We start from the raw sequence: 17,375 nt of genomic DNA on the forward strand, positions 1-17,375 counted from the left end.
GTCGGGTGTCCCTGATCCCTCGCTGGGGTGGGGGTCACCGGACACGAAGCGGACAGCGAGGTTCACAACGACGATTCACCCCAGCAGGCCGGCGGCCGGCCGTCACACGACCTCGCGCTGCGCGCGGCCGGCCGTCACACGACCTCGCGGTGCGCGCGGCCGGTCGTCACACGACCTCGCGGTGCGCGCGGCCGGTCGTCACAGGACATCGTGGTGCGCGCGGCCGGTCGTCACAGGACATCGTGGTGCGCGCGTCGGCCGGGGCCCGCTTCCGATCCGGAGGGCGCGGTGGGGGTCAGGGGGCCTCGACGAAGGACTCGATGAGGTGTTCGCACTCGCGTTGGAGTTCCGCCAGCACCGAGCGCACTCCTGGTGGCAGATCGGTGCCGGTGCGCAGGCGGGCCGCGATCCACCGGGCGGCCTCGCCGGGGGCGCCGGCCTGGTCGGCGGCCCAGAGACGTACGGCGTGCCCGGCGATGCGCGTGAGCCGGGGGTCGTCGCGGGTGTACCCCTCCAGCACCGCCCGCCAGTCACCGAGATACGCCAGCCCCGCCAGGCGGCCGGCCGCCACGCTCGGGTGCGCCCCCTCCACCGGGAACCCCAGCAGCAGCGTGTGCGCGCGGGCGACCTCGGGGAACGGGCCGTCGGTCGAGGCGGACGCCTGGGAGGCGGTCAGCCTGGCCAGGTGCCCGACGGCGGAGAGCACCCCGGCGAGGTCGGTCTCCTCCACCAGGCCATGGGCGCCGGTCCCGGCGAGCGCCGGCTCGGTGCCGTACCCGGGCTGTGCCGCAAGGTCGCAGGCGTACGGCAGCACGTCGGTCAGGCCCACCGTGGCCGCCGCCATGACGTACCGCCACGCCGCGCGTCCCTCCGGAGCCGGGCGTGCCCGGAGGAAGCCGGCCCGGCCCCGCTCCCCGAGCCGTGGTTCGGGGCCCGGGGCCGCGTCCAGCAGGAACCCCGCCCCCGACAACCCGAAGATCGCCAGCTCGACGTCGTCCCCGTCCTCCGCCAGCCGCACCACCTCGGCGATCGACCCCACCGCCCGCCCGAACGCCACCGCCCACGGCCACGTCATCCGCCCCGGTTCGTCCGCCTCCTCCAGCCTCAGCGCCGTTCGTAACGCCAGCCGCACCCCCCGCCCCCGGTCGATGGCGAACACCGCGCACACCAACGCCGCCACCGTTTCCAGCCCCCCCGCCCCGCCCGGGGCCTCCGCGACCCGCCCCACGACCTCCTCGACGCGCTCCAGCACATCGGCGTCCGCTGCCGCGTCCAGCTCGACCACGGCACCGGCCGCCGCGAGCAGCCGCCCGTTCCCCGACCCGGCGTCCACCTGCCGCACGACGCTCCGAGCCTCCTCCGGCAACAGCCGATGCGCCGCGGCCGTCGCGACCTCCTCCCCGGCGGTCGCGAACAGGCGCAGCAACCCGGCGCGGTCACCGGGCCCGGTGAGCGTCTCCCACGCGCCGGCGTGGGACCCCGGCACCCGCGCGTCGCCCCGGCGCACCACCTCGTCCAGCGCCCGTCCCGCCTCGTCATCGAGATCGAACCGGAACCGGTGATCCAGCAGGACGTCCACCCGCCCCGCCTCCGCGAGCTCCCGCAGCAGCACGCGCCGCTCCTCGGTGAGGCGGACCTGCGCCGCGTACGACGCGGCGGGAGCGGTGAGCGACCGGCGCCCCTCCACGGCGGCCGGCCGCTCCGTGGGGGAGGGCAGGGCGGTGAGCTCGTGTTCGGTCGCGGCGAGGCGGTGCTCGCAGGCGGCGGTCCAGCGCCGGACGAGGGCGGGGGTGGGGTCGGTGTCCAGTGCGCGCAGGGCCCGCATCGCGGCCTCGGTGACCGGCCACGGCCGGGCGGGGTCGACCAGTTCGGCGACGCGGGGGGACAAGGGCTGGACGCCGGCACGGCCCACCGCGTCCAGCGCCGCGACGGCCACCTTCACCGGGACGTCCCCCGACACCGCCACCGGGACGTCCCCCGACACCGCCACCGGGACGTCCCCCGACACTGCTACCGGGACGTCCCCCGACACTGCTACCGGGACGTCCCCCGACACTGCTACCGGGACGTCCCCCGACACCGCCGCCGCGGCGTCCCCGGACAGCACGGCACCGGCCGCCCGCCGTAGCTCCGACAGGGCCGCTGTCCGCGCGGCGGCACCGTCGTCGTGGCGTGCCAGGCGGGCCAGCCCTCGCAGGGCGGCCACCCGCGACTCGTCCGGTGCCCCCGCGTCGGCGGCGACCGCCCCCAGCACCTCGCGTGCCGCCCGCCCCCCGTACTCGGTGAGCGCCATGGCGGCCCGCGCGCGCGATCGCGGGCCGGAGCCGGTGAGGACCCCGTGGACGTGCCGGGTGAAGGCCGTGAGAGCGCCCGCCGGGGTGGTGGCCGGCGCGCGGAGGAACTCCACGGCCAGGCCGAGGTCGTGCCCGGTGGCCGCGGAGACCACCGCGGTCACCGTCTCGTCCCCGCCCTCCAGGAGGTTGAGCAGCAGCCGCAGGGGCTCGTGCCAGCGGAAGTCCGTGACCCGCGCGGTCACGGTGGCACGGTCGGCGCTGTGGCGGCCAAGCAGCCAGCGCGCGGCGAAGTAGTCCCGCAGGACGGGCAGGGAGAAGCCCACCGCGCCGCCGGGACCGTCCCCGGCACGGGTCAGCAGCCCCTCCGCGCCGCCGGGACCGTCCCCGGCACGGGTCAGCAGCCCCTCCGCGCCGCCGGGACCGTCCCCGGCACGGGTCAGCAGCCCCACCGCGCCGCCGGGACCGTCCCCGGCACGGGTCAGCAGCCCCTCGTCGACGAGCTCGTCCACGATGGCGGGCCATCTGCCGGGCCCGAGGGGATCGAGCAGCGGGTGCAGGTCCGCTTCGTCGAGCACCTCGGCGCGCCGATCGGTCAGCGCGCGGGCCAGCGCCGCGAGCACAGGCTCCTTGTCCCGGTACGCATAGACGGGCGGCCCCCCGTCCACGGGAAGCGCCGCGTCGCCGCTCCGGGACCCGGCTCCTCCCGGCCCCCCGGGCAGGGACGCGGGCCGGGCGGGATCGCCCTGCCGGTACGCCGGGCCGCCGGCCCGGGAGGAGGCGGGGGGTGGGACGGGGGCGGTGAAGCCCATGCGGGGGTCTGGGTAGGCGGGGGCCGGGGGGATGCCGTGGCGGGCGTCCGTCAGGTGGCGGACGTAGCGTTCCAGGAGGGTGCCGGGGTTGAGCGTGGACAGTTCCGCGGGACGCGTCGTGGCGGCCAACGTGGTGATCAGGGGGAGCAGTCCGGGGGCGCCGATGGCGCGGCTGGGCCATCGGGAGGACGTGTCGTCGTCCGGGGTCCCGGGGGAGCCGTTCTGCAGGGCGCGGGCGACGACGGCCTCGGCGCGGGCCGTGTGGGCCTCCACGCCGTTGGCGCGCAGGGCCGCGCTGACGTACTGGGCGGCCACGGTGGGGTCCGGTGGGGCCACCATCCGCAGGTGGAACGGGGCGGTGTCCAGGCCGTGCGCGTCGGTGGCCAGGGGTGTGGTCTGGCGCCAGGTGACGACCATCGCCCCACGGGGGGTGTCCTCGGCGTGGCGCCGTAGCCATGCCGCCACCTGCGCCCGCCGGCTTCCCTCCACCCGCTCGAAGCCGTCCACCAGCAGGCACACCGCTCCGAGGGACACCAGGGACCCGACCGGCCAGCCGGCGGGCAGCGCCGTCTCCGTCCACGCCGCCTCCAGGATCGCCGCGGTGTCCTCCCCGTCCGCCACGGCGTCGCCGAGCGCGCGGGCGTCCAGGGGGAGGGGGAATCGGAGGGTGAACGGCGCGGGTGTGAGGGTGGCGGCGTGGGTCAGTCGCGCGGCGTGCTCACGCAGGATCGTGCTCTTGCCGCTGAGGGCGCCACCGGCCAGCGTGACCCATGACGTGGTCGCGAGCAGGTCCTGTACGTCGCCGCCAGGGGGGTTCTCGTCGAGGCCGAAAGCGGTGAGCGGGAAGTACTTCTCCTGCCGGGCCGGCCGCGACGGCGATCCCGTGGACGCGGCCCGCACGATCCCGTCCCTCAGGTCCCGCAGGCACGCCTCCAGCCGGCCGTCCGTCCCGTCCAGGCCGCCCGCCAGGGCGGCGGCGAGACCGGCCGCGGCGGGCAGGGGCGCCAGTCGCGGGATCAGGGCCGTGGTGACGGCGCGCAGGACCGGGGGCGGCCAGCGGTGGTAGGGAGGGGTGGACTCCCAGGTCTCGGTCGCGGCTCCGGCGGTGGTCAGGGTCGCCTGGAGTTTCGCGGGGGTGTGGGCGTGGTCCGGCCACTTGAGCATGCGGTTGGCGGAGACGATCAGGTGGGCGGCGTGGTCGCGCCACCACGGGGGACCCGCGGTGGCGGGGTGGGCGGAGCGGGACTGGCCGCGGATGGACCACAGCATGCGGAACGGGGTCAGCAGGGTGGGGGCGCAGGAGGGGAGGGCGGTCAGGAACGCCGACTCGACGGTGCGGCAGCGGCTCTCCGGGTCGTCGCCCGGGACGGCGTCCACGGCGCGGGACGCCAGGGCCAGCAGGCGGTTGAGCAGCAGCGACTCGCCGAAGGTGAGGTGTTCGGCCAGGACGTCGCGGAGGAGGCCGAGCTCCAGCCAGCACAGGTCGGCGGACAGGTGGCCGACGGCGGTCTTGGGGAAGTCGATGAGGAACGGGCGGCCGCCGGACAGCATCACGTTGCGCGGGTTCAGGTCGCCGTGCACGAGCGACACCGGGCGGTGTGGCTCCTCGGCGGTGAGCACGTCCCACAGGCGGGCGAACGGCACGGGGGTGCGGTCGGGGCCGCAGACGACCTCGCGGCCCTCGCGCCGCAGGCCGGGGCACACGCGGGTGACCATCGCCCAGCGGGCCGCGGTGAGGTGGGCGGTCACCCGGCCGTGCACGTCGACCGTGCGGTCGACGTCCCGCAGGTCCAGGCCCGGGTGGCCGGGGACGACGGTGACGCTCATCCCGGACGGGCGGGCGGTGGCGGTCCCGTCCTCGTGGCCCGTCACCGGTACCGGGCCGAGACGCACCTCGGCGGGCGGGCCGCCGGCGGGACCGGGGGCCAGGCACCGGGCCAGCAGGGGCGCCGGGTCGAGCACCAGGGCGTCCAGCTCGCGGTCCGTGGGGGTGCCCGCGACGAGCCGGCCCCGTGCGTCGAACCGGTCGGCCTCCAGCGTCAGGTGCGTCCCGAGGGTGGACGCCAGCCCGCGCAGCGACCCGTTGCCCTCCTGGGCCGTGGGGCCGTTGTAGAGGACCTGGCGGGCCGCGGCGCCGAACGTGCCGATGACGCCGAGGAACGCCGCCAGGGCGGGGCCGCCGGCGACGGCGCGCACCGCCAGGTCCTCCAGGGTCTCCAGGGGGGCGTCCGGTGTGGCGGAGAAGTCGCCGACGTGGTTGTAGACGACCGCCTCACGCCGCCGCCCGACCGGGGGCTCGGCGCCGCGCGCCACCGGGGTGGCCAGCTCGATCGGCGCGCACAGGGAGTTGCTCCGCGAGCCGAACCACTCGGCGTAGGCGCGCCACTCCTCGGCCATCTCCTCCGGGGGGCCGAGCTTGACGACGTACCGCCACCGGATGTTCCCCCAGTACGCGGTGATCTCGAAAACCTCGGCGACGTCCCGCCCCCCGGCCAGGCTGGGGCCGGTCTCGATCCGGTCGGGCGGCCGGGCCCAGTGGCCCGTGCCGGTGCCGGAGACCAGCCGCCGCAGCGCGTCGTAGGCGTCGTCCGGGGCGCCCTCGCCCATGCTGATCCGCGTCTCGGGCACGCCCCTCCCGGTCCGGGTGCGGGCCGGCGAGGCGGGCCCGTGGCAGCGCTGCGACGGAACCGTTCCGGCCGGCGATCGGTGGCCTAGAGTCAGTATGCACGGGCGCGCCGCCGACGGGAGGGGTACCGGGAATGCCGGACGAGACGACGCCGCCGGCCTCGTGGGCCGGTGTCTGCGCCCTGTACGACCGCCTGCGCCAGCTCTCCCGCGACGCCGGTCTCCACAGCGAGTGGCGTGCCCTGGCGGCCGCCGCCAGGGACGGCACCGACACCCTCGACGGCTGGTCGTCCCTGTGCGCGGCCATCGCCGAGCAGGGCACCTGGTACGGCACGTACGTCATACGCGAACCCGGCCCGTCCGCCCGGTACACCTGCCCGGCCCGGCACCGCTGCTCCCGCCGCGCCGCCGCGACCCCCTCCGGCCACCCCCCGCGCTGCGGCCTCGCCGACCGGCCCATGGTCGCGCGCGACGACGCCTGACGGACCCTGCGGGCTCGACGGCGCGTGACGGCCCGCCGGGCTCAGCGGCCCGCGACCGTGGCGGACGGGTTGCCGTAGACGGTGTAGGCGAGCCAGGTCGGGTCGCCCGCCTCGTCCATGATGGCCCTGCGGGCGTGGAGCGAAGCCTGGCCGAGGGCGGTGCCCTCCCGCATGAGGTGCTCGTAGAAATGCCCGGCGAACAGCGCGGCGGACCGTGACCGCACCGCCCACAGCGAGCCGATGAACGCGCTCGCGCCGGCGCGCATGAACTGGCGGGCCCAGCCGGTGGTCGTGGTGATCCGCGGCACCTCGCCGGCCGTGCGGCACCCGTTGAGGAACACCAGCGGGGCACCGGGCCAGCCGCCGCGCCGGGCGGGCGGCGTCAGGTCCTCGGGGTACAGCGCGCCGCCGTGCAACCGGATCTCCCCGCCCGCCGCGGAGGAGTGGGCGTGGTGCCCGGCGAAGTGCAGCACGCCCGCCGGGCCGCCGTCCAGCAGCGCGACCAGCTCGTCGAGGTGCTCGATGACACCTCTGTCCTCCATGTCGGCCAGCCGGTCCCTGACCGCCTCGATCTCACCCGCCGCGTGGTCGTACAGGCCGTCGTCCTCCAAGCCGGACATGCCGGAGAAGCCGGACGGCCCGGGCGCGGGCCGCACGTACGCCACGCTCGGCAGCGCCAGCCGCCGCGGCCGCCGCTGCCCGTACACCCGCCGCACGATGGGCACGCGCTCGGCGAGGAACCCCGCCTCGTTGTCCCCGTCCAGCGGGTACAGCAGCTCCCACGGGATGTCGTCCAGCTCGCTGGCCACGGTGAACGCGGTGATGCGGTCCGCCTGGCGCCAGAACTGCGCGCGGATGGCGTCCGGCACCACGTCGCCCCACAACTCGGTGCCGAGGCTCTGCAGCCGGCGCCGCACCAGCGCCGGGCTGTGCAGGTCGCTCTCGCCTGACGCCATGCGGCCGAGCTCGGCGGCGAGCCGTTCCACGATCCCGGCCGGGTCACCGGCGAGGCGCCCCGACCGTACCGGCAGCTCCAGCGCGTCGGTGAGCAACTGGAACCGGTAGTGGTCGGCCTCCCGGTTCACCTGCAACGTCACCTCGCCCGGCTCGAAGGCCATGGATCCGATGGCGGCCGTCGTGACGGCCTCCTCCTGCGGGTGCCTCTCGTGCTCGGCGGAGATCTGCACCGCCGTCTCGCCGAGCGGCGTGCCGCCCCGGTAGACCCGCACCACCACCCGGTACAGCCCCGTACGCGGCGCGGTGAACGCGAACCGCAGCGCCTCGGAGTCCGCACGCGCCGGGACCGTCAGGTCCTGGTCCAGGTCGGCGTGCGGGGTGAGGCCCGGCGCCCACACCGACACGACGACCTGCGCGCCCTCCGGGGGGACGTCGAACGGCCGCAGCGCCGCCACCCCGTCCGCCGGGCCGAGCAGCACCCGCACGTACAGCGCCACCCGCATGCCCGCGGCCACCCGGCCCGGCGCCGTCACCTCCAGGTGCCGCGACGGCGCGCCCGGCACCCCCCGGTAGTCGGGCCCCCGCGTCCCGTCCTGCTCGTTCAGCCACGCCCGCAGCTCGGCCCGCGCGGCGAACACCCGCCGCAGCGCCGCCTTGGCCGTCCCCGGGGGCAGCGCCAGCGCGCGGGTCAGCTCGTCGCGCACGGCGGCGGCCTCCCCGGCGCTCGCCACCAGGCTCCCGGTCAGCGGCAGGACGCGGGCCGCGAGCGCCCGCCACTCGTCCTCGTCCTTCCCGGCCCTCGAACCGGCCATCACCCTCAGCCCCCTTCACCCGAGCCGGCCGTCACACGCCGATGTGGCAGAAGCCCGCCCAGGCGGTCAGGCCGGACTCGTCGCGCGCGCCGGGATCGCGCCCGGCGATCTCGTCGAGCAGCAGGTCGGCCACCTCGCCCGGCGGGACGCCGTCCCCGGTGGCGAGGTCCCGCTCCCAGGCCGCGGCCTTCTCGGCGTTGGTGGTGTCGCGGACCCAGCGCTGGGCGTCCCGCAGCGCGGCGGCCGGGGTGAGGCCGCCGTGGCGCCAGCGGCGGTAGAACTCGATGACGACCAGGCTGGTGGCCATGTCGGGGACCTCCCACAGCGACGCCACCACGCCCGCCGCGCCCGCCTGCAGCAGGCCGGTGGGCAGGGACACGACCTCGTCGGGCAGCTCGGTGCCGGGCAGCGAGGTCTCGCACGACGACAGGATCGCGAGCCGGATCCGCAGGTCCATCGCCGGCAGGTCGCGCAGCCGCAGCGGCTGCCCGCCGGCCAGGATCAGCGCGCTGTCCAGGGGTTCGTCCAGGTCGGCACGGCCGTGGCAGGCGAAGTGCAGCACGTCGGCCCCGGCGAGCGCCTCCCGTACGGCGTCCGCCGTCGCCGCGGGGCCCTCGAGCGTGCGGGCCCCGGGCAGGGCGGCGACGGCCGTCATGGTCTCCAGGGGGCTGAACGGCATCGGGCCGTACCCCTCGGGCATCGGCCGGGGGTCGGTGACCGCGAGCAGCGCCCGTCCCGGCCGGTCCCTGGCGATTCTGCGGGCCGCCGTCAGGGACCGGGCATTGGGTGCGTAGCTGACGGTGGTCACGTCCAGCGCGTGCCGCCGCCCCGTGGGGGTGCCCGGGTCCTCGGTCCAGGCGGCGTGCAGCGGCAGCAGCCCGAGCTGCCCGCCCGGCACCACGGTGAACGCGTCCTCCCCGACGGCATCGAGCACGTCTTTCATCGCGGCGTCCCAGAGCCACCGGGTGACGGCGTCCAGGTCGAGCGCCCAGGCGGCGTCCGAGGGGAGCCGGCGGAACTCCTGGTAGGAGTCCAGCAGCGCCGACACCCTGCGCCGCACCGCCCCGGCCGTCAGCTCCGGCAGCGGCACGTGCTCGACGTCCTCGCCCCGCACGACCAGCGCGAGCCCCTCCGCCTCGGCCGCCGTCACGTAACACAGGGGCCGTTCCGCCGCCGCCGCGACGTCGGCGAAGGTGGGCGCGGCGAGGAAGTCCTCGTATCCCGGCACCTGCCGGATGAGGCCCACCACCTCGTCCAGCTCCCGCCGCGCGGCCCGTAACTCCGCCGGCTCGCCGTCCTCGGGCGTGATCCCTGACAACGGGGACGACGTCCCCGGCACCGCCTTCGCCACACCGCCGATGCTACGGCCCCGCTCCGCTCCGCAGGGGCCTGTTCACTCCTCGCGTGCGCGGCGTGAGGCGACGGTGCGCCGCCGCGGGCACCGTGCCGGTTCTGGGGTGAATGCGGCCACCGGGGGTCCCCTTGTGCTTCGGTGGCCGATTTCACGGGTGCGGCGATATCGTTTCTTTGACAAGTAAAGAAACTCGGGGTGGGAAATTCTGAGCCTGGTGCGTTCTATGTCCGTTCTTCTGGAACGGCGGCGCCGGCCGGGCGGGATGGGACGCCGGGCGGCGCCGCGTGATATCGACGATGGCAGGATTCGCCGGCGGGTAATTGCCTGGGCGTGCGCGGTTTCTTCTCTCTCCGTGCACGAGTTGCTACCCCGGGCGATAAACCTGTTCAGTTCGACAACGGGGCGGTGATGCGGCCCTCCAGGAGGGCGACCCCGAGAGGTGAGACGGCGTGCAGGACCGCCGTGCCGTCGCGGTGGGTGGTGATCAGGCCGGCCTCGCGCAGCACGGTCGTGTGGCGGCTGATCGAGGCGGGGGAGGTGTGCAGGCGCCGGGCCAGTTCGGTGGTGGTGGCGCCGTCGCCGAGGGCGTCGAGCACGGCGGCGCGGGTGCGGCCGAGCAGGGCGGCGAGGCCCCGCGGGTCGGCGGCCGCCGGGGCCCAGCGGTGGCGCCGCTCGATGGGGTAGATCAGCACGGGGGGCAGCACGGGGTCGGCGAGCGAGACCGGCACCCGCTGGCAGAAGTACGACGGCACCAGCCGCAGGCCGCGCCCGTCGAGCCACATGTCGCGGTCCACGTCGTAGTTGACCTCCAGCACGGGCGGGCTCCACCGCATGAGCGGCCGCAGCCCCTCCAGCAGCCCCTCCACGCCGCCGCCCAGCAGGTCACGGGCCCGCTGTGCCCGGTCGGCGGCGACCGCGCCGTGGATGAGCGCGTGGTAGGGCGCGACGGCCGCCTCGTGGTAGTCGCGCAGCGCGTGACCCACGCCGTTCAGCACGGTGACGTCGCCCTCGGCGAGCGGCCGCGCCCATCCGGGCAGGTCGTGATGCCGGGCCAGCCGCTCCAGCTCGTCCCGCAGCCGGCGCCTCGGCGTGGACAGCATCGCCTCGATGCCCTGCTCGAGCCCTGCCTCCGCCTCGGGCGGCGTGAGGAAGTCGGGGAAGTACGGCCCGGGCGGCACCAGCGCGTCCAGCAGCCGCGCTCCCGGCCGCATGCGCGCGATCCGCCCGGGATGCGCGCGTAGCTGCCCGAGCCAGGGCCGGAACAGCGGCTGTGGGCCGGACTCCCGCAGCCGGAACCGGCTGAGCAGCACCTCCCACAACGGGTCCGGTGCCGCGGCGACCGTGGTGCGCGCCAGGTCGTCGGCGGTGAAGTGGATGCGCAGTGTCCCCATCGTTCCCCCGTGGAGATGTCGCTGCGAGGGCCGCGCTGATGCCCGGCCTGTTCCCCCTTCCTTCATTCTGGCGTAACGTGCCGGGAATCGCGGCGCATCAAGCGGCGGCGGGGGATTTCCCGGATTCACAGGTTCATTGACACGTTCCAGTCACGCCGTCCCCTCCGCGCCCCGGCCGGCGTATTCGTGGTGTCACCAGGAGGTTTCCGCGCAGGCGGAAAAGAGGTTCCGGCCCGGCCCTCCACGCTGGACGATAGGAAAGTTCGGGGGCGGCTCGCTGGGGTTTTCTCCGTGCGGCCGGACAAAGCGATTGACGCGATGTCAGGGGGCCGTGGTGCGGAACGGGGGTCCGCGCCACGGCCGTCCTTCTCCGGGTCCGTCCGACGAGGAGAGGGCATTGCTGGACACTTCCTTGGTGCGGCTCGACGACGTGCCCGTTCGGGAGCGGTTCGACTTCTGGTGGGAGGCCGTGGCGCGGTCGGTGGTCTCGGTGGACGCCGTCAGCGAGCAGGCGTCCGACTTCTGGGCCGAGATGCGCATGGTCGACCTCGGTGTGGCCCGGCTGTCGCGGGTGCGATGCGTGCCGTTCGAGGCGCGCCGCACCGCCGGCATGATCCGGCGGTCCGACCCGGGCCTGTACCAGCTCTCACTCACCGTCCGCGGCCGTTCGGGGATCCGGCAGATGCGCCGGGAGAGCACGCTCGGCCCGACCGACCTGATGCTGTACGACACCTCGCGCCCCTTCCAGGCCTGGACCACGCCCGCGCGGCGCGGCGGCGCCGGGCGGGGCAGGAACGTCAACGACGGGCTGATCCTGCAGTTCCCCCACGACGCGCTCGGCCTGCCGCCCGCGTCGGTGGAGCGGCTGCTGGCGGTCCCCATCCAGGGGCGGCACGGGGTCGGGGGGCTGCTGCGCACGATGTTGTGGCAGCTCGTCTCGCGGTTCGACGGCCCCACGCCCGCCGACACGGTACGGGTGTCGGGCATCGTGCTCGACCTGGTCACCGCCGTGCTGGCGCACGAGCTCGAGGCCGATACCGCGCCCGTGCTGCGCGACGCCGACCAGGTGATGATCCTGCGCATGCAGGCGTTCATCGAGGAACGCCTGGACGACCCGGCCCTGACCCCCGCCAACGTCGCCGCCGCCCACCACGTCTCCCTGCGTCAGCTGCACAAACTGTTCGCCTCGCAGGGCCTGACCGTGTGCGGCTGGATCCGCAGGCGCCGCCTGGAACGGTGCCGCCGCGACCTGTCCGACCCCCTGCTGGACGCCATGCCCATCCGCGCCGTGGCCGCCCGCTGGGGCTTCCCCAGCGACTCCCACTTCAACCGCGTCTTCCGCAGCACCTTCGGCGAACCCCCCGCGAGCTTCCGCCGCCGCACCCGGGCCCCTTCACCCAACTGACCCCCGGGACGGACGGGCCACCGGACTCCCGGCCCGCCCGTCCCGGGCCCCGGGACCGGCCCCGCCGAGGGCCCGTGGTTCCCTGCCGCGGGTCTCTCGGGGGTCCCGTGCCTGGTGCGGGCGGCGTTGTAAGTTTCAGCGCGGCGCACGGGGGCGTCGTGGCCGACCTGCGAGGAGCGCGTGGCAGGGCGCGGGCGCCGTTGACACCCCCCGTGGGCGGGCCGACGATCGCGTTCCGTTCCCTAGGTTTCCCGGGCCCGCCGGCGTTCGTGCTCACGGGCGTGCGGCGCCCGTGCCCGGCGCCGGTCCGGCGGAGAAAGGTGAGTTCATGCGGTTCTTACGGTGCCGTGCCGTCACCGGTACGGTCGCGCTGCTCGCCGCCCTGCTCGGCGGGCTCCTCGGGGCGGGGGCCGCCGTGGCGGCGCCGGCCGTCCACGTGACGGTGTACGACGTCCAGCCGCCGAGCAAGGTCACCGGCATATGGGAGTGCGTGGCCGACGGTGACGGCACCGTGCCGATGTGCTGGACGCCCTCGACGGACAACGTCGCGGTCGCGGCCTACGACGTCTTCATGCAGCAGGGCACCACCTTCAACCGCATCGGCACCGTGACCGTGCCCACGCCCGACCCGAGGCGGCCGTTCTTCACCGCCACCGGCCTGGTGCCCCGCCAGCTCTACACCTTCTACATCGTGGCCCGGGACCTGGCGGGCAACGTCGGCCCCCGCTCCGACCTGTACTCGGCCCGCGCCCAGGAAGGGCTCCGGCCACCCACGCCCACGCCCACGCCGACGGGCGACCCGGTGCCGTACCCGTGCCAGGTCACCCACTCCGACACCGAGTGGGGCACCGGCTTCTCGGCCAACCTCGTGATCAAGAACATGGGCAGCACGCCGATCGGCCCCTGGACGCTGCGCTTCCACTTCCCCGGCGACCAGCGGGTCACCCAGCTCTGGAACGCGAGCCTCAACCAGAGCGGGCAATGGGTGACGATCGGCGGCCCGAGCTGGTCGGTGATCGGCCCCGGCCAGACGTACACGCTCGGCTTCAACGGCAGCTACTCCGGCACCAATTCGCCGCCCACCGACTTCACGCTCAACGGCTATCCCTGCCGGGCGATCTACCTGTAGCGGTCGTCGCCACCTTCGCTGACCGCGTGATCGTCCCCGGCTCCGCGCCCGCCCCGGGCGCGGGGCCACGGCAGCGCAGGCAGCCCGTGCCGCGCCCGCAGGTACGCCCAGAACAGCGGCGCGGCCAGCAGTACCCCGAGCAGGATCCAGACGGTGGCGGCGTTGCCCACGCCGAACATCTTCAGCGCCGAGGCGAGCAGCACGAAGGCCAGGATCCGGCGGATCAGCCCGCCAGGCGCGCGGGACGAGATGCGCGACCCGAGGTACACCCCGGGGATCGACCCGGCCAGCAGCGCGGCGGTGACGGGCAGTTCGAAGTCGCCGAACAGCAGGTGCCCGAGCGCCGCCGACACCACCAGCGGCACGGCCTGCACCAGGTCGGTGCCGACGAGCTGGTTGGCCTTGAGCGCCGGGTAGAGGGCGAGCAGCGCCACGATGATGAGCGACCCCGACCCCACGGACGTCATGCCGACCACCAGCCCGCCGACCGCGCCGACCAGGGCCGTCGGCAGCGGCCTGACGGCGACGACGGGCATCCGGACGGCGGCGGGTTCCCCGGGCCCGGCGGTACGCCGCCCGGTCTCCGCGGTGCGGCCCTCGGCCCGGTCGCGCAGCGCCAGGTAGCCGCGCACGGCCAGCCCGCCCGCCGCGACGAGCAGCGCGACGCCGAGGGCGGCCCTGATGACGGACTGCACCTCCTCGCCGTTCCCGAGGGCGCGCGCCACCAGCACCCCCGCGAACGCCGCGGGGACCGAGCCCGCGCACAGCCAGCCCACCAGCCGCATGTCCACGGTGCCGCGCCGCAGGTGCACGGCCCCGCCCACCGGTTTCATCACCGCGGCGGCGACCAGGTCGCTGGACACCGCGGTGAGGGGCGGCACACCGAAGAAGGTGACGAGCATCGGCGTCATCAGCGCGCCGCCGCCCATCCCGGTGAGCCCGACGACGATCGCCACGAGAAACGACCCGGCCGCCATGGTGAAGTCGAAATGCACCTTCACAACCTATTGGTATAGAGAGTTATTTATGCGAGCCTCTCCGAGCCACCGCATCGCCGCTCTCACCGGACCTCCCGCCGCGCGCGCAGGCGCCGGCAGGTACGCGAGCCGCGCGGTGCCGTGCCCGGGAATCGGTGCTGAACGTGGAGCGAAGGGGATGACCGCGTGACCGCGCAGGCGCGCCGGCCCACGGCGGCCGAGATCGACATCAGCGTGCCGCACTCGGCGCGTATCTGGAACTACTGGCTGGGGGGCAAGGACCACTACCCGGTGGACCGGGAGGCGGGGGACGCGTACGCGCAGGTGTTCCCCGGGATCGTCGAGATCGCGCGTGCCCAGCGGTACTTCCTGGCCAGGGCCGTGCGGTACCTGGCGGGGGAGGCGGGGATGCGGCAGTTCCTCGACGTCGGCACCGGGCTGCCCACCCGGGACAACACCCACGAGGTCGCCCAGCGGGCCGCCCCGCGGGCGCGGGTGGTGTACGTCGACAACGACCCGCTGGTGCTGACGCACGCCCGTGCCCTGCTCACGAGCACGCCCGAGGGGGCCACCAGCTATGTGGACGCCGACCTGCGCGACCCCGACCGCATCCTCGGCGCCGCGGCGGAGACGCTCGACCTGAGCGAGCCGGTGGCGCTCATGTTGCTCGGCGTGCTCGGGCACCTGCCGGACCACGACGAGGGCCGCGCCATCGTGCGGCGGCTGATGGACGGGCTGGCGCCGGGCAGCCACCTGGTCGTGGCCGACAGCACCGACACCGACGAGGCGTTCAAGCGGGCCCAGGAGCAGTACAACGAGGGCGGCTCGGTGCCGTACCACCTGCGCTCGCGGGAACAGATCACGGCGTTCTTCGACGGGCTGGAGCTCGTGCCGCCGGGCGTGGTGGTGTTGTCGCGGTGGCGGCCCGACCTCGGGGCGCCGGAGCAGGTGGCCGAGGAGCACGAGGTCTGCGGGGTGGGGCGCAAGCCCTGACACCGGGACCGCGGACCGTGGGCACCAGGGGGACGATCCGGCTCGCGGAGGCGGCGGGGTGTGCTGGAATATGGGTCTTGCGGCCTCTCGCTGTTTGAGCTTGGATCGTACCGGAGAGTGATCATGAGCATCGTTCGGCCCGAAGGCGACATCGACGAGGACAGACTGCAGGATCAGCGGTTGTCGGGGCCGACGGTCCTGCGCATGGTCGTGGGCGGCGAGCTGCGCCGCCTGCGCGAGGCGTGCGACATCAGCCGCGGCGACGCGGGGTACCACATCCGTGCCTCGGACACCAAGATCAGCCGCATGGAGCTCGGCCGCACGGGCTTCAAGACCCGTGACGTCGCCGACCTGCTCACCCTGTACGGCGTGACCGGCGCGGCCGAGCGCGACACCCTGCTCGCGCTGGCCGAGCAGGCCAACCGCCCCGGCTGGTGGAGCGCCTACGGCGACGCCGTGCCGTCGTGGTTCGAGCCCTACCTCGGCCTGGAGCAGGCGGCGAGCTTGATCCGCTCCTGGGAGGTGCAGTTCGTCCCCGGCCTCCTGCAGACCGAGGACTATGCGCGCGCCGTCGCCGGGCTGGGGCGCGGCCTGTCCGAAGAGGACGTCGAGCGCCGGGTGGAGGTGCGCATGCGGCGGCAGGAAATCCTGACGCGCCGGCGCCCGGTCCGGCTGTGGGCGGTGCTGGACGAGGCCGCGCTGCGCCGTCCCGTCGGCGGGCGCGAGGTGATGCGGGCGCAGATCGCCCACCTGATCGACATGGCCGCGCTGCCCAACGTCACCATCCAGCTCATGCCGTTCAGCCACGGCGGCCACGCGGCGGCGGGCGGCCCCATCACCATCCTGCGCATGGCCGAGGACCTCCTGCCGGACGTCGTGTACCTGGAGCAGCTCAACAGTGCGATCTACCCGGACAAGCCCTCCGACATCGTCCTGTACTGGGACGTGATGAACCGCCTGAGCATCGAGGCCGAGCCGGTGGACGCCAGCCTGCGCAGCCTGCGGCGTATCCTCGGCGAGGTCTGAGTCTTTTGCACCGCTGTTCAACGGGCGGCGTGCGGTACGACCGGAGGTGCCCGAGGGCGCCCTGGGTAACGCGCGCCCCCGCCTCGCACCAAGGGCCGGTCAAGGTGTCTGACCTGCGGGAATGCCCTGGGCTTCACTCCGTCACCTGGGTGTGAGACAACCCCCCATTTCTCGCATACGTGTCGTAACGTGATGAAATGGACAGCGACAAACTCCTCGGTGATTTCCTCCGCGCCCGGCGCGAGGTGACGAGCCCCCACTCGGTCGGGCTGATCGATGCGGGCCGTCGCCGGACACCCGGGCTGCGCCGCGAAGAGATCGCCATGCTGGCAGGCGTCAGCACCGACTATTACATCCGGCTGGAACAGGGCCGGGAGCGGCGTCCCTCGGAGCAGGTGCTCGGCGCCCTGGCCCGGGCGCTCAACCTGGACGGCGTGGCCACCGACCATCTCTTCGAGCTCGCCCACCCACGCCCGCGCCGTCCGGCGCGGCGGGCCGAGCCGGTCGGCCCGGGGCTGCTCAGCATCCTGCGTGGCCTGGACCACACCCCGGCGTTCGTGCTCGGCCGCTGGATGGACGTGCTCGCGGCCAACCGCATGACCAGGGCCCTGTACGACGGGCTCGACCACAACGACAACCTTCTGCGCCTCACCTTCCTCAACCCCGAGTCCCGCGGTTTCTACGTCGACTGGGAGGTCGCGGCCGGCACCAAGGCCGCCCTGCTGCGCGGCCTCGCCGGCACCGATCCCGACGACCCCTACCTGCCCGAACTGGTCGACGAGCTCTGCGATCGCAGCGACGAATTCCGCCGCATATGGGCGCGGCACGACGTGGACGTCCGCGGTGACGAGGACAAACGGTTCCACCACCCGCTGGTCGGTGACATCACGCTGACCATCGAGCGTCTGTTCGTCGGCAAGCACAGCGGCCAGCAGCTCGTCGTCTTCCAGGCAGAGCCGGGCAGCCCCTCCGAGCACGCGCTCGGGATGCTCCGGCGCCTCGTCGACGGCGACCGCGAGGCCGTGCCGTCCACTGACGAGGTCCCGGCGCTCACACGCCCCGGGTCCCCGGCGCTCGCCCATCGCAGGCCGTGAGAGGCGCCCGGTGAGGAAAGCGCTTAC

At 74.8% G+C, this 17,375-nt stretch carries 11 protein-coding genes; 6 read left to right on the forward strand and 5 right to left on the reverse strand.

Annotated elements, in window-relative coordinates:
• Positions 1–295 precede the first annotated feature (295 nt).
• A complete protein-coding gene (locus tag ABGB17_RS08765) occupies positions 296–5,731 on the reverse strand; it encodes a hypothetical protein (protein ID WP_347627311.1) in 5,436 nt (1,811 codons plus the stop codon).
• Between the two features lie 131 nt (positions 5,732–5,862).
• On the opposite strand from ABGB17_RS08765, the gene ABGB17_RS08770 reads away from it, so the two are divergent.
• On the forward strand, positions 5,863–6,210 hold the full coding sequence (locus tag ABGB17_RS08770; RefSeq protein ID WP_347627312.1) for a hypothetical protein: 348 nt from the start codon (positions 5,863–5,865) through the stop codon (positions 6,208–6,210).
• Between the two features lie 41 nt (positions 6,211–6,251).
• On the opposite strand, the gene ABGB17_RS08775 is transcribed toward ABGB17_RS08770, so the two are convergent.
• From ABGB17_RS08775 to ABGB17_RS08785, 3 genes are all read right to left on the reverse strand, one after another.
• On the reverse strand, positions 6,252–7,979 hold the full coding sequence (locus ABGB17_RS08775) for a CHAT domain-containing protein (protein WP_347627313.1): 1,728 nt from the start codon (positions 7,977–7,979) through the stop codon (positions 6,252–6,254).
• Between the two features lie 31 nt (positions 7,980–8,010).
• Positions 8,011–9,330, reverse strand: coding sequence for a CHAT domain-containing protein (locus ABGB17_RS08780; protein ID WP_347627314.1), 1,320 nt, complete (start codon positions 9,328–9,330; stop codon positions 8,011–8,013).
• Positions 9,331–9,719: 389 nt separating this feature from the next.
• Complete coding sequence (locus ABGB17_RS08785; RefSeq protein WP_347627315.1) at positions 9,720–10,724, reverse strand: winged helix-turn-helix domain-containing protein; 1,005 nt, start codon at positions 10,722–10,724, stop codon at positions 9,720–9,722.
• A 397-nt stretch (positions 10,725–11,121) separates the two neighbouring features.
• Between ABGB17_RS08785 and ABGB17_RS08790 the strand changes: the two genes are divergently transcribed.
• Together ABGB17_RS08790 and ABGB17_RS08795 are read left to right on the forward strand one after the other, a co-directional pair.
• Positions 11,122–12,129 (forward strand): helix-turn-helix domain-containing protein, encoded by a 1,008-nt coding sequence (locus tag ABGB17_RS08790; RefSeq protein WP_347627316.1) that lies wholly within the window; start codon positions 11,122–11,124, stop codon positions 12,127–12,129.
• A gap of 328 nt (positions 12,130–12,457) precedes the next feature.
• Positions 12,458–13,258, forward strand: coding sequence for a cellulose binding domain-containing protein (locus tag ABGB17_RS08795; protein WP_347627317.1), 801 nt, complete (start codon positions 12,458–12,460; stop codon positions 13,256–13,258).
• Here ABGB17_RS08795 and ABGB17_RS08800 read toward each other — a convergent pair.
• Entirely contained in the window at positions 13,249–14,259 is a 1,011-nt protein-coding gene (locus tag ABGB17_RS08800) for a sulfite exporter TauE/SafE family protein (protein WP_347627318.1), read from the reverse strand. The genes ABGB17_RS08795 and ABGB17_RS08800 overlap by 10 nt on opposite strands.
• A 162-nt stretch (positions 14,260–14,421) precedes the next feature.
• On the opposite strand from ABGB17_RS08800, the gene ABGB17_RS08805 reads away from it, so the two are divergent.
• The 3 genes from ABGB17_RS08805 to ABGB17_RS08815 all read left to right on the forward strand — a co-directional run bounded on the left by ABGB17_RS08805 (position 14,422) and on the right by ABGB17_RS08815 (position 17,348).
• The gene (locus ABGB17_RS08805; protein ID WP_347627319.1) at positions 14,422–15,228 is read left to right on the forward strand and encodes an SAM-dependent methyltransferase; all 807 of its coding nucleotides are present in this window, start codon (positions 14,422–14,424) and stop codon (positions 15,226–15,228) included.
• A gap of 204 nt (positions 15,229–15,432) precedes the next feature.
• Entirely contained in the window at positions 15,433–16,254 is an 822-nt protein-coding gene (locus tag ABGB17_RS08810) for a helix-turn-helix transcriptional regulator (RefSeq protein WP_347627412.1), read from the forward strand.
• A 197-nt stretch (positions 16,255–16,451) separates the two neighbouring features.
• A complete protein-coding gene (locus ABGB17_RS08815; protein WP_347627320.1) occupies positions 16,452–17,348 on the forward strand; it encodes a helix-turn-helix transcriptional regulator in 897 nt (298 codons plus the stop codon).
• The last annotated feature ends 27 nt before the right edge of the window (positions 17,349–17,375 follow it).

This window comes from Sphaerisporangium sp. B11E5 (assembly GCF_039871875.1).
In the GTDB taxonomy this organism is placed as follows: domain Bacteria; phylum Actinomycetota; class Actinomycetes; order Streptosporangiales; family Streptosporangiaceae; genus Sphaerisporangium.

Coding starts and splice junctions, on each gene's coding strand:
- ABGB17_RS08770 (WP_347627312.1), top strand. CDS start 5,863: ATGCCGGACGAGACGACGCCGCCGGCCTCGTGGGCCGGTGTCTGCGCC.
- ABGB17_RS08775 (WP_347627313.1), bottom strand. CDS start 7,979: ATGGCCGGTTCGAGGGCCGGGAAGGACGAGGACGAGTGGCGGGCGCTC.
- ABGB17_RS08785 (WP_347627315.1), bottom strand. CDS start 10,724: ATGGGGACACTGCGCATCCACTTCACCGCCGACGACCTGGCGCGCACC.
- ABGB17_RS08795 (WP_347627317.1), top strand. CDS start 12,458: ATGCGGTTCTTACGGTGCCGTGCCGTCACCGGTACGGTCGCGCTGCTC.
- ABGB17_RS08810 (WP_347627412.1), top strand. CDS start 15,433: ATGGTCGTGGGCGGCGAGCTGCGCCGCCTGCGCGAGGCGTGCGACATC.
- ABGB17_RS08815 (WP_347627320.1), top strand. CDS start 16,452: ATGGACAGCGACAAACTCCTCGGTGATTTCCTCCGCGCCCGGCGCGAG.